This is a genomic window from Stenotrophomonas sp. KH_029, from assembly GCF_057839765.1.
Genome location: NZ_CM174498.1, coordinates 2,625,241 through 2,637,788 on the forward strand (window position 1 = coordinate 2,625,241; position 12,548 = coordinate 2,637,788).

The 12,548-nt window shown below is 67.8% G+C and carries 9 protein-coding genes; 8 read left to right on the plus strand and 1 reads right to left on the minus strand.

The genetic code is table 11. The features are described 5' to 3' along the window. Positions 1–7: 7 nt before the first annotated feature. The 3 genes from AC3ITM_RS11900 (at position 8) to AC3ITM_RS11910 (ending at position 2,036) form a co-directional block, all read left to right on the plus strand. Entirely contained in the window at positions 8–889 is an 882-nt protein-coding gene (locus AC3ITM_RS11900) for a GIN domain-containing protein (protein ID WP_489265230.1), read from the plus strand. Positions 890–911: 22 nt separating this feature from the next. Further along, on the plus strand, positions 912–1,520 hold the full coding sequence (locus AC3ITM_RS11905; RefSeq protein ID WP_489265232.1) for a DUF2884 family protein: 609 nt from the start codon (positions 912–914) through the stop codon (positions 1,518–1,520). 90 nt (positions 1,521–1,610) lie between these two features. Then, entirely contained in the window at positions 1,611–2,036 is a 426-nt protein-coding gene (locus AC3ITM_RS11910; RefSeq protein WP_489265234.1) for a hypothetical protein, read from the plus strand. A gap of 496 nt (positions 2,037–2,532) precedes the next feature. Here AC3ITM_RS11910 and AC3ITM_RS11915 read toward each other — a convergent pair whose 3' ends face one another. Further along, on the minus strand, positions 2,533–3,948 hold the full coding sequence (locus AC3ITM_RS11915; protein WP_489265236.1) for a class II fumarate hydratase: 1,416 nt from the start codon (positions 3,946–3,948) through the stop codon (positions 2,533–2,535). Between the two features lie 260 nt (positions 3,949–4,208). Between AC3ITM_RS11915 and purB the strand changes: the two genes are divergently transcribed. The 5 genes from purB (at position 4,209) to sucB (ending at position 12,515) form a co-directional block, all read left to right on the plus strand. Next, positions 4,209–5,576 carry an adenylosuccinate lyase gene (purB, locus tag AC3ITM_RS11920; protein WP_489265237.1) on the plus strand — a complete coding sequence of 456 codons (1,368 nt, stop codon included), beginning with the start codon at positions 4,209–4,211 and terminating at the stop codon, positions 5,574–5,576. 382 nt (positions 5,577–5,958) lie between these two features. After that, positions 5,959–7,344 carry a ribosomal protein uL16 3-hydroxylase gene (locus AC3ITM_RS11925; RefSeq protein WP_489265238.1) on the plus strand — a complete coding sequence of 462 codons (1,386 nt, stop codon included), beginning with the start codon at positions 5,959–5,961 and terminating at the stop codon, positions 7,342–7,344. 2 nt (positions 7,345–7,346) lie between these two features. Next, positions 7,347–8,255, plus strand: coding sequence for a GNAT family N-acetyltransferase (locus tag AC3ITM_RS11930; RefSeq protein ID WP_489265239.1), 909 nt, complete (start codon positions 7,347–7,349; stop codon positions 8,253–8,255). 185 nt (positions 8,256–8,440) lie between these two features. Then, entirely contained in the window at positions 8,441–11,272 is a 2,832-nt protein-coding gene (locus tag AC3ITM_RS11935; RefSeq protein ID WP_489265241.1) for a 2-oxoglutarate dehydrogenase E1 component, read from the plus strand. A gap of 43 nt (positions 11,273–11,315) precedes the next feature. Further along, positions 11,316–12,515, plus strand: coding sequence for a dihydrolipoyllysine-residue succinyltransferase (gene sucB / locus AC3ITM_RS11940; RefSeq protein WP_228887710.1), 1,200 nt, complete (start codon positions 11,316–11,318; stop codon positions 12,513–12,515). The last annotated feature ends 33 nt before the right edge of the window (positions 12,516–12,548 follow it).

Here is a 12,548-nt window from a genome sequence, read left to right on the forward strand (position 1 = left end):
GCCACCCATGATCCGCACCCTCGCTGTTGCCTCCCTGTTGATGCTGCCGCTGGCCGCGCTGGCCAGTGAACCGCAGTGCAAGTTCTCCGAAGCGCGTGATCTGAAGCTGGACCTGGCCGGTGCCAAGGCCGTGGTGTTCGAGGTCAACCAGCACGACCTGGTGCTGCAGGCCGGGCCCGGCCCGGCCCGGCTGGGCGGGCGTGCCTGCGCCTCCAACGCCGACTGGCTGGGCGAGCTGACCCTGACCCAGCAGAAGGTGGGCGACAAGCTGGTGGTACGCCTGCAGCGCGCCCAGCGCGCCATCACCCTGGGCGGCAACAGCTATGCCTACCTGGACATCCGCGGCAGCGTACCGGACACCCTGCTGGTGCAGCTCAAGGTCGGCTCGGGCGATGCCAGCGTCAGCGGCGCGCACTCGCTCAGCGCCGACGTCGGCTCGGGCGACGTCTCGCTGCGCGAGATCAAGGGCCTGGTCACCGCCGCGGTCGGCTCCGGCGATGTGGAGCTTGACGGCGCCGGTTCGCTCAACCTGCTCTCGGTGGGCTCGGGCGATTTCAAGGCGCGCAACGTGCGCGGCAATGCCAAGGTCGGCAACGTCGGCTCGGGCGACCTCGGCCTGACCGGCGTGCAGGGCAACGTGGCGCTGGGCGACATCGGCTCGGGCGACGTGGACGTGCGCCAGGTCAAGGGCAATGTCACCATCGGCACGGTGGGTTCGGGCGATGTGGACATCCGCGGCGCCGGCGGCAATGTCAGCGTCGAACGCCATGGCTCGGGCGATGTCACCGTGCACGACGTCGGCGGTTCGCTGACGGTATCGCGCAGCGGCAGTGGCGAGGTGCGCCACGGCAATGTCAGCGGCCCGGTGAATCTGCCGCGCGGCAAGTAACCCCTTCTTCGAGGATCGTCCGATGACTTCCAGACTGCTGCCCGCCCTGCTGCTGTGCCTGCCCCTGGCCGCCTGCGGCAACCCCGATGCCGGCAAGACCGCCCCCGCCCCCGCCGCCGGTCAACCGGCCGGCAAGACCGCGGCCGCGGTGGACACCGATTCGATCGGCAAGACCGTGCAGGAGGCCACCGACAAGGCGCGCAAGGAACTGGCCCAGGGCAATATCTCCATTTCCGGCAGCAACAGCGCCAAGGCCGAGATCACCCCGCAGGGGGACCTGCTGATCGACGGCACCACCGTGCCCACCGACGCCAACCAGCGGAAGCTGCTGCTGGACTACCGGCGGCAGGTGGAGGCGTTGGCCGGGGCCGGCATGAACATAGGCGTGGCCGGCGCCAACCTGGGCGTGAAGGCGGCCGGCGAGGCGCTCAAGGGCATCTTCTCCGGGGATACCCAGGGCATCGAGGAGCGGGTGAATGCCGAAAGCAGCAAGATCGAAGCCGAAGCCAAGCGGCTGTGCACGCTGCTGCCGGAGATGATGGCCAGGCAGCAGGCGCTGGCCGCCGCGCTGCCGGCGTTCAAGCCCTACGCCACGATGGACCAGAGCGATATCGACGACTGCGGCAAGTAAGCCCCGCCGGCCTGCGACGTACGGTCGCAGGCCGGCGCGGCTGGACGGGGGAGGACTACACTAGCCTCCCCCTTTTTGTGCGCTGCGCCGATGAAGAAGCTCTGTCTGCTGCTGTTTGCCCTGTTCTGCCTGGCCGCCACCGGTTGCGACCAGGAATACCGCAACCACCGCGCCGAGCGCGGCAAGCCGAAGATCACCGTCAGCGACGGCATGCTGATCGTGCGCCGTGCGCCGGCACCGAACATCATCGTGCTGCCCGATGGCCGGATGAAGATCGATGAGATCGAAATTCCGCTCAAGCCGGACCAGCAGGCCATGCTGCAGACCATGTTCGGCCAGCTGCAGGTATTGCGCCAGAACACCCTCACCGACGCCCCGCCGGACCCGGCCAAGCGCGCGGTCAGGATCCAGGTTCCGGCCGGCCTGCAGCCGATTCCACCGGACCTGGTGCAGCGCATTCCCGAGTTCAAGGATTACACCGAGACCTTCGGCAATCTGCAGGCCGATCGGCACTAGACCTGCCCGGCTTTAAATAGCATCGGTTCACTTATTTCGCGCCGAGGCGAGCGGGTACGCCCGTAGTTCTGACCCATGGTCAGACAGCGCGTATTGGAACGAAGAGCTTTGGGCTCGCCCAGCCGCACACGTCACTCTATCCAGAGGAGGCCGGGCAGCCCCATGTGGGACTGTCGAAAACATGGGTCCGGCGTATACGCCGGACGGGTTGGGCAGGATGCCCAACCCCGGCCTTGCCGGGTACGCAGGACAGCGCACCCGAGCAAGTTTTCGCCAAGCCCCCACGGATGGGTTTACGGCGTGTCCCGCATGGGGCTGCCCGTCCTCCTCCCACAGGGAAGATCAAGACGCTGCTCTTGGCCAAGCATCGGTGCGGTTGCCGGCCAGCGGCCGGCATTACCTGCGCGCGGCGGCGTGTTGCCTTTGCGCCGCCCCACGGCGGTGAACCACAAAAACGGGCCTTTCGGCCCGTTTTCGTTTCACTCCGGCCGCAGGCTCAACCGCCGCCGCCGGCATGGATGCCGCCGGCGGTCAGCGCGGCCGGGTCCAGCAGCCGGCGCAGCTCGGCTTCGGCCAGCCCGCTGTCCTCCAGCGCCACGTCCAGTACCGGGCGCTGCTCCTTGTAGGCGCGCTTGGCGATCGCGGCGGCCTTCTCGTAACCGATGATCGGGTTCAGCGCGGTGACCAGGATCGGGTTGCGGCCCAGTGCCTCGCGGACGCGGTCCTCGCGCACCGTCAGCCCGGCGATCGCGCTGTCGGCCAGCAGCCGGGTGATGTTGGCCAGCAGGCCGATCCCGTCCAGCAGGTTGGCCGCGATCAGCGGCAAGGTCACGTTCAACTGGAAGTTGCCGGTCTGCCCGGCCACGGTGATCGCGGTGTGGTGGCCGATCACCTGCGCGCACACCATCACCATCGCCTCGGGGATCACCGGGTTGACCTTGCCCGGCATGATCGAGCTGCCCGGCTGCAGCGCCGGCAGTTCGATCTCGCCCAGCCCGGCCAGCGGGCCGGCATTCATCCAGCGCAGATCGTTGGCGATCTTGATCAGCGCCACCGCCAGCGCATTGAGCTGGCCGGACAGCTCCACCGCATCGTCCTGCGCGGCCAGCCCCTCGAACTTGTTCTGCGCACTGTCGAACTTCACCCCGGTCTGTTGCTTGAGCAGCTTGGCCACCCGCTCGCCGAAGCGCGGGTCGGCGTTGATCCCGGTGCCGATCGCGGTACCGCCCAGCGGCAGCCGGCGCAGGCGCTTGAGGCTGTCGTCGATGCGCTCCTGGGCCGAGGCCAGCTGCGCCGACCAGGCGCCGAACTCCTGTTCGAAGGTCAGCGGCATGGCGTCCATCAGATGGGTGCGGCCGGTCTTGACTACCTTGCGCAGGCTGCGGCCCTTCTTGTCGATGGTCTTGCGCAGGTGGGTCAGCGCCGGCTGCAGCTGTTCCTGCACGCCCAGCAGGGCCGACACCCGCAGCGCGGTGGGGATCACATCGTTGGAGCTCTGCCCCTGGTTGACGTGGTCGTTGGGATGCACCGCCAGCTTGCCGGCCTTGCCGGCCTTGCCGGCGCGGTTGGCCAGGGTCGCGATGACCTCGTTGGCATTCATGTTCGAGGAGGTGCCCGAACCGGTCTGGTACACATCGATCGGAAAATGCGCGTCATGCTGGCCGGCGGCGACCTCGGCCGCGGCGGCCTGGACCGCCTTGCCGATGTTCCTGGGCAGGTGGCCCAGTTCCACGTTGACCGCGGCGGCCGCGCCCTTGACCAGCCCCAGCGCGCGGATGAAGCCGCGCGGCATGCGCTGCCCGGACACCGGGAAATTGTTCACCGCGCGCTGTGTCTGCGCGCCCCACAACGCATCGGCCGGTACCTGCAGCTCGCCCATGCTGTCGTGTTCGATCCTGAAACCCTTGCTCATTGCTTCACTCCGCGATGCTTTCGGTTTGGAAAGGGAACCTGCGGCTGGCAACGGGCCTGATTCCCTGGCTTGCGGCTGCATGAACGATACTCCGATGCGCCGCCCAAACACAGGCGCGGTCGCGTCCCGGGCCGGGGCAATGCGCCGACGTTCAGGCCGGCCAGGCGGCCGTGGGCGCGGCCTGCCGGCGCCGGGCACCGACCGTGGCGGCCCCGGCAGCGTAGAATGACGGCCCCCGCTGCCATCGCCCCGCGCCCACCATGTCCGAATTCGCCCTGCTCGCCCTGTCCCCGCTCGATGGCCGCTATGCCGGCAAGGTCGACGCGCTGCGTCCGATCTTCTCCGAATACGGCCTGATCAAGGCCCGTGTGAAGGTCGAAGTGGAATGGCTGCTGGCCCTGGCCGACGAGCCGGGCATCGTCGAGCTGGCGCCGTTCCCGGCCGCCGCAGCGGCCCGCCTGCGTGCCCTGGCCGACGACTTCGCCCCGGCCCACGCCGCGCGGGTCAAGGAAATCGAGCGCACCACCAACCATGACGTCAAGGCGGTGGAGTACTTCATCAAGGAACAGCTGCAGGCCGATGCCGAGCTGGGCCCGGCGCTGGAATTCGTGCATTTCGCCTGCACCAGCGAAGACATCAACAACCTCAGCTATGGGCTGCTGCTGCAGCAGGCCCGCCAGGACGTGCTGCTGCCGGCGCTGGACAACATCGCCGGCATGCTGCGCACCCTCGCCCACGCCCAGGCCGCCCAGCCGATGCTGTCGCGCACCCACGGCCAGACCGCCTCGCCCACCACCCTGGGCAAGGAAGTGGCCAACGTGGTGGCACGCCTGGAGCGCCAGCGCCGCCAGATCGCCGCGGTCGAACTGACCGGCAAGATCAACGGCGCGGTCGGCAACTACAACGCCCACGTGATCGCCTACCCGGACGTGGACTGGCCGGCCTTCGCCCAGCGTTTCGTGGAGAGCCTGGGCCTGGTGTTCAACCCCTACACCACCCAGATCGAACCGCATGACAACGTCGCCGAGATCGGTGATGCCGCCCGCCGCGCCAACATCATCCTGATCGACCTGGCCCGCGACATCTGGGGCTACATCTCGCTGGGCTACTTCAAGCAGAAGCTCAAGGAAGGCGAAGTGGGCTCTTCGACCATGCCGCACAAGGTCAACCCGATCGACTTCGAGAACGCCGAAGGCAACTTCGGTATCGCCAATGCGCTGTTCGAACATTTCAGCGCCAAGCTGCCGATCAGCCGCTGGCAGCGCGACCTGACCGACTCCACCGTGCTGCGCGCGGTCGGCACCGCCTTCGGCCACAGCCAGGTCGCGCTGGATTCGCTGGCCAAGGGCCTGGGCAAGCTGACCGTGAACCCCGAACGCCTGGATGCCGACCTGGATGCGTCCTGGGAAGTGCTGGCCGAAGCCGTGCAGACGGTGATGCGCCGTTACGGCCTGCCCAATCCCTACGAACAGCTCAAGGCCCTGACCCGCGGCCACGGCATCACCGCCGATTCGATGCGCAGCTTCATCGAATCGCTGGACCTGCCCGAAGACGCCAAGCAGGGCCTGCGCGCCCTGACCCCGGGCGGTTACATCGGCCTGGCCGCCGACCTGGCCAAGGCGATCTGAGGATCGCGCCAACGGTCGATACACCGGAGGGACGCGGGTGTGGCCTGGGTCCCTTCCGCTCCGTTCGTCGCAATGCGTTGCCGGGCGCGGAAGCACCACCGGCAGTCGTTTGGGAACCGACCCTACCAGGGCCGCCTCCGCATGCGTCAACACCCCCTGGTAGGGTCGCATCCCGATCAACTGCCGATGACGCCGATCATCGCGGCGAAGGCATGACCCCGGCCGGAGCCCGGCACCACCACCGCCCGGCGCGCCAGCGCCGTCTGCCGTGACATCCCGGCGCAGGTGCACATCCCCCCTCAACCAGCGGACAATAGCCCGGTACGCGCCGGCCACGGCCGCGCCCCCGCATTCCCGTCTACATGCTGCAAGGATGTCCCCCATGGCTGCCCGCAAGACCAAGACCCCCGTCATCGAAATCCAGGCCCGTCCGGGCCTGCCGCTGGGCATGCCCGCGGCCACCTTCCTGCGCGACTACTGGCAGAAGCGCCCGCTGCTGATCCGCGCCGCCTTCCCCGATTTCCAGAGCCCGGTCCAGCCCGAAGACCTGGCCGGCCTGGCCTGCGAGGAAGGCGCGCTGTCGCGGCTGATCAGCCACGACCGCGCCAGCGACGGCTGGACCGTGCGCAGCGGCCCGTTCCAGGAAGAAGAGTTCCCGGGCATGCCCGACCACGACTGGACCCTGCTGGTGCAGGACGTGGACAAGTGGGACCCGGACGTGCGCGCCCTGATCGGCCACTTCGACTTCCTGCCGCGCTGGCGCATGGACGATGTGATGATCAGCTTCGCCGCCACCGGCGGCTCGGTCGGCGCCCATGTCGACCAGTACGACGTGTTCCTGCTGCAGGCCCACGGCCACCGCCGCTGGCAGATCGATGCCAGCGAATCGACCAAGGGCAAGCGCCCGCCGCTGGATTTCCGCGACGACGTCGAACTCAAGCTGCTGCGCCGCTTCAAACCCACCCATGACTGGGTGCTGGCCCCGGGCGACATGCTCTACCTGCCGCCCAACGTGCCGCACAACGGCGTGGCCGAAGACCCCTGCCTGACCTTCTCCTTCGGCATGCGCGCGCCGGCCTCGGCCGAGCTGATCAGCGACTACCTGGACACCCTGATCCTGGATGCCGACGAGTCGATCCGCTACCAGGACCCGGACCTGAAGGTGCCGGCCGACCCCAACGAGATCGACGTGGTGGCGATGAACCGCGTGGTCGAGGCGCTCAACGCGATCCGCATGAACGACCCGGACAAGCTCGGCGACTGGTTCGGCCGCTTCATCACCACCTACCGCGCCGCCGGCGAGGTGATGGCGCACGGCCAGCCGCTGCCGCGCGAGGAGATCGAAGCCGCGCTGGGCGCCGGCCTGGAACTGCAGCGCCATCCCTGGGCGCGCGTGGCCTGGCGCCGCGCCAGCCGCGGTGCCAGCCTGTACTGCAGCGGGCTGGAATTCGCCCTGCCGGTCAAGGACGCCCAGACCCTGGCCGGCACCGAGCAGTTCGGCGCCGGCCTGTACCGCAAGCTCTCGGCCAAGGGCCGCGACGCGGTGCAGGCCCTGGTCCAGGGCGGCTTCTACCAGCTGCTGGACGACGACTTCGATGACAACGACGGCGACGTGGCCGAATACGAAATCATCGACGGTACCGACACGGTGGAGGTCATCGACGCTGACGACATCCAGGCCGATGTGCATGAAGTGACCATCCACGAGGACGGTATCGAGGTCATCGTCGATTTCGACGACAACGACGACAGCCCCCCGCGGCAGTGAGCGTGGCCGGCCCCGGTTTCCAGGTCGCGGTGGTTCCCTATCCGGCGCAGCACGCCGCGCTGCACCGGGTCCGGCAGGCCGTGTTCGTGCAGGAACAACAGGTGCCGGCCGAACGGGAGGCCGACGCGCTGGACCCATCCAGCGTGCACGTGCTGGCCAGCGACGCGCACGGCCAGCCGATCGGCGCCGGCCGGCTGACCCCGGACGGCCGGATCGGGCGGATGGCGGTGCTGGGGCCCTGGCGCGGCCAGGGCGTCGGGGAGGCGCTGCTGCTGGCCCTGGTCGAGGCGGCAAAGGCCGCCGGCCGGGCCGAAGTGACCCTGCACGCCCAGTTGCCGGCCCGCGTGTTCTACACCCGCCAGGGATTCCTGCCCCAGGGCGAGGTGTTCGAGGAGGCCGGCATCGCCCACCAGGGCATGCGCCGGGTGCTGGCCGGTGCGGTCAACATCGCCACCGCCGAACAGGCCCTGGCGATCACCACCGCCCTGGTCCACCGTGCCCGCCGCCGGCTGTGGATCCACAGCCACCAACTCGACCCGGGCCTGCTCGACGCCGCCCCGGTGCTGGAGGCGCTGCGCCGCTTCGGCAGCGCCCGCCACCCCAAGCAGGCCTGGCTGATCGTGCATGACGCCCGGGCCATCGCCCGCACCGGCTCGCCCCTGCTGGGGCTGCTGCAGCGCCTGCCCAGCGTGTTCCGGCTGCGTCAGGTCAGCGACCCGGTCGACCAGGCCCTGGCCTCGGCCTGCCTGCTCAACGATGCCGGCGACTACTACTTTCGTCTCGGTGGGCACCGCTTCGACGGCGAAGCCGGGCTTGCGCTGCCAGCACGTTCGCAGCCGTTGCAGGATGGTTTGCAGCGCGTATGGGAACGTTCGCGTGAATGTGGCGAACTTCGCGCGATCGGGCTGTAGTTCACGCCACCGGCCCGAACCTGTCTGGGAATGACACCGCGGTTCCCGCCACCGGCCCGGCGCTGCCCCTTCCTGTTCCGATGCGGGTACAATTTGCGCAGTTAGCTACCGCCCGCGCAGTGCTATTCATCTTTGCCTGCCGGATCACCGAAGCCTTACCCCACAAGCGAATCCGACACTCCATCGTGGACAATCTACTGAAGCAGTTTGCGCAGTCTTCGCAGCTCGCCGGCGGCAACGCCTCCTATATCGAGGATCTGTACGAGCAGTACCTCGTTTCTCCGGACAGTGTCGATCCCAAATGGAAGACCTACTTCGACGGCTTTGAGGGCCGCCAAGCCGGCGACATTCCGCACTCGGCCGTCATCGCCCACATCACCGAGGCCGGCAAGAACGCGGCCAACAGCGGCGCTGCCGCCGGTGCCGGCGACGAGCGCGAGCGCAATGTCGGCCGCCTGATCACCGCCTACCGTTCGCGTGGCCACCTCGGTGCCCGCTTGGACCCGCTGGGCCTGACCCCGCCGACCAACCCGCCGGACCTGGGGCTGCCGTTCCACAGCCTGTCCGACAGCGACCTGGGCAGCGAATTCAGCACCGGCGGCGTCGCCGGCCAGCCGCGGATGAAACTGCGCGACCTGCTCGAGCGCCTGCAGAAGACCTACACCGGCTCGATCGGTGCCGAGTTCATGCACATCTCCGAGGTCGAACAGCGCCAGTGGCTGTACCAGCGCCTGGAAACGGCCGGGGGCAACTACAACCTGGATGCCGACACCCAGCGCCGCACCCTGGAGCGCCTGACCGCCGCCGAAGGCCTGGAACGCTACCTGCATACCAAGTACGTCGGCCAGAAGCGCTTCTCGCTGGAAGGCGGCGATGCGCTGATCCCGATGATGGACACCATCATCCGCGACGCCGGCAAGGATGGCGTCAAGGACGTGGTCGTCGGCATGGCCCACCGCGGCCGCCTGAACGTGCTGGTCAATACGCTGGGCAAGAGCCCGCGCAAGCTGTTCGACGAATTCGAAGGCAAGTTCGAGCACGACGACCATGCCTCGGCCGGCGATGTGAAGTACCACATGGGCTTCTCGGCCGACATCGCCACCCCCGGCGGCGCGGTCCACCTGGCGCTGGCCTTCAACCCGTCGCACCTGGAAATCGCCGACCCGGTCGTGGCCGGCTCGGTGCGTTCGCGCCAGGAGCGCCGCGGCGATACCGCGCGCAAGCAGGTGATGCCGATCCTGATCCACGGCGATGCGGCCTTCTCCGGCCAGGGCGTGGTGATGGAGCTGTTCCAGATGTCCCAGGCCCGCGGCTTCGCCGTCGGTGGCACGGTGCACATCGTGGTCAACAACCAGGTCGGTTTCACCACCTCCAATCCGCTGGATACGCGCTCCACGCGCTATGCCACCGACGTGGCCAAGATGATCGCCGCCCCGGTGCTGCACGTGAACGGCGACGATCCCGAAGCGGTGGTGTTCGCCGCGCGGCTGGCCTTCGAGTTCCGCCAGAAGTTCGCCAAGGACGTGGTCATCGATCTGATGTGCTACCGCCGTTGGGGCCACAACGAAGCCGACGAACCGGCGATCACCCAGCCGTTGATGTACCAGGTGATCCGCAAGCACCAGACCACCCGCGAGCTGTACGCGGCCAAGCTGGAAGCGGCCGGGGTAATCCCGGCCGACGGTGGCAAGGCGCTGGTCGATGCCTACCGCAACAAGCTCGATGCCGGTGAAGTGACCACCGAGCTGGCCCAGGTGGAAAAGACCCCGGCCACCAGCAGGATGTACGTCGATTGGCCCAAGCTGCTCAACGGCAAGCTGTCCGATGAGGTCTCCACCGCCGTGGGGATGGACAAGGTCAAGCAGCTGGCCACGCTGATCAACACCATTCCCGAGGGCGTGGAACTGCATTCGCGCGTGGCCAAGGTGTACGACGACCGCCGCAAGATGGCCGCTGGCGAGATCCCGGGCGACTGGGGCTTTGCCGAGAACCTGGCCTACGCCACCGTGCTGGACGAAGGCAACAGCCTGCGTCTGGTCGGCCAGGACGTGGGCCGCGGTACGTTCACCCACCGCCACGCGATCCTGCACGACCAGAAGACCGACAACTATTACCTGCCGTTGCGCCAGCTGGTTGAATCGCCCGAACAGGCCACCATCATCGATTCGCTGCTCAGCGAAGAAGCGGTGATGGCCTATGAGTACGGCTTCTCCACCACCGATCCGAACACCCTGTGCATCTGGGAAGGCCAGTTCGGCGATTTCGCCAACGGCGCCCAGGTCGTGATCGATCAGTTCATCGCTGCCGGCGAAGCCAAGTGGGGCCGCATCACCGGCCTGACCCTGCTGCTGCCGCACGGTTACGAAGGCCAGGGCCCGGAGCACAGCTCGGCGCGCCTGGAGCGTTTCCTGCAGCTGTGCGCGCTGGAGAACATGCTGGTGTGCGTGCCGTCGACCCCGGCGCAGGCCTACCACATGCTGCGTCGCCAGATGCGCATGACCACCCGCAAGCCGCTGATCGTGATGTCGCCCAAGTCGCTGCTGCGCCACAAGCTGGCCGTGTCGACCCTGGACGAACTGGCCAACGGGCAGTTCCAGCACCTGATCGGCGATGCCGGCGCAGATGCCAGGAAGGTCAAGCGCGTGGTGCTGTGCTCGGGCAAGGTCTACTACGACCTGCTGGAAGACCAGACCAAGCGTGGCCAGGACGATGTGGCCATCATCCGCGTCGAACAGCTGTACCCGTTCCCGCGCGTGGCCCTGGCCGCGGAGTTGAAGAAGTACGGCAAGGCGGCCGATGTGGTGTGGTGTCAGGAAGAACCGCAGAACCAGGGTGCCTGGTACCAGATCCGCCACCACCTGCAGGCCTGCCTGGCCGATGGCCAGAGCATCCATTACGCAGGTCGCGCCCGTTCGGCATCGCCGGCCGCTGGACACATGGCTGACCACATCATCGAACAGCAGAAGCTGATCGCCGATGCCCTGGTCAACCCGTTCAACGACTCGGTCGCTGAATAACTCTCCCCCTCATTCTAGAAAAGACAAACCAGGAAGCTCCCGCATGGCCACCGAAGTCAAAGCCCCGGTACTGCCCGAATCCGTCGCCGACGGCACCATCGCCACCTGGCACAAGAAGGTTGGCGATGCCGTCAAGCGCGATGAAAACCTGCTTGATCTGGAAACCGACAAGGTCGTCCTGGAAGTGCCCTCGCCGGTCGATGGCGTGCTGAAGGAGATCAAGTTCGAGGTGGGCGCCACCGTGACCTCCAGCCAGGTCGTAGCCGTCATCGAAGAAGGCGCCGTGGCTGCTGCTCCGGCCCCGGCTGCCGAAGAGAAGAAGGCCGAGGCCGCGCCGGCCGCTGCTGCACCGGCTGCCGCCGCTGCGCCGGCACCGGCGGCCAAGTCCGCTGCCGATGCCCTGCCCCCGGGCGCGCGCTTCTCGGCCATCACCGAAGGCGTCAACCCGGCCGACGTGTCCGGCACCGGCCGCCATGGCGCGGTGACCAAGGAAGACATCGTCAACTTCGCCCGCAACGGCGGCGCCGGCAAGGCCGGTGGCGCGCGTCCGGAAGAACGCGTGCCGATGACCCGCATCCGCAAGCGCATCGCCGAGCGCCTGATGCAGTCCAAGAACAGCACGGCCATGCTGACCACCTTCAACGAGGTCGACCTGTCCAAGGTCTCGGCCGCGCGCAAGGACCTGCAGGACGAGTTCGTCAAGGCCCATGGCATCAAGCTCGGCTTCATGAGCTTCTTCGTCAAGGCCGCGGCCAACGCGCTGCAGCGCTTCCCGCTGGTCAACGCCTCCATCGACGGCGACGACGTCATCTACCACGGCTACTCGGACATCTCCATCGCCGTGTCGACCGACAAGGGCCTGGTCACCCCGGTGCTGCGCAACGTCGAGCGCATGTCGTTTGCCGACATCGAAAAGACCATCGCCGACTACGCCAAGAAGGCCCGTGACGGCAAGCTGAGCCTGGAAGAACTGCAGGGCGGCACCTTCACCGTGACCAACGGCGGCACCTTCGGTTCGCTGCTGTCCACCCCGATCATCAACCCGCCGCAGAGCGCGATCCTGGGCATGCATGCCATCAAGGAACGCCCGATCGCCCAGAACGGCCAGGTCGTGATCGCGCCGATGATGTACCTGGCGCTGTCCTACGACCATCGCATCATCGATGGCAAGGACTCGGTGCAGTTCCTGGTGGACATCAAGAACCAGCTGGAAAACCCCGGCCGCATGCTGTTCGGCCTGTAAGACCTACCACCCCTCCGCGCCTGCGCGGAGGGG

Bases quoted from the DNA above. Each gene is read 5' to 3' on its own strand.
- AC3ITM_RS11900 (WP_489265230.1), top strand. From the start codon at position 8: ATGATCCGCACCCTCGCTGTTGCCTCCCTGTTGATGCTGCCGCTGGCC.
- AC3ITM_RS11905 (WP_489265232.1), top strand. From the start codon at position 912: ATGACTTCCAGACTGCTGCCCGCCCTGCTGCTGTGCCTGCCCCTGGCC.
- AC3ITM_RS11910 (WP_489265234.1), top strand. From the start codon at position 1,611: ATGAAGAAGCTCTGTCTGCTGCTGTTTGCCCTGTTCTGCCTGGCCGCC.
- AC3ITM_RS11915 (WP_489265236.1), bottom strand. From the start codon at position 3,948: ATGAGCAAGGGTTTCAGGATCGAACACGACAGCATGGGCGAGCTGCAG.
- purB (WP_489265237.1), top strand. From the start codon at position 4,209: ATGTCCGAATTCGCCCTGCTCGCCCTGTCCCCGCTCGATGGCCGCTAT.
- AC3ITM_RS11925 (WP_489265238.1), top strand. From the start codon at position 5,959: ATGGCTGCCCGCAAGACCAAGACCCCCGTCATCGAAATCCAGGCCCGT.
- sucB (WP_228887710.1), top strand. From the start codon at position 11,316: ATGGCCACCGAAGTCAAAGCCCCGGTACTGCCCGAATCCGTCGCCGAC.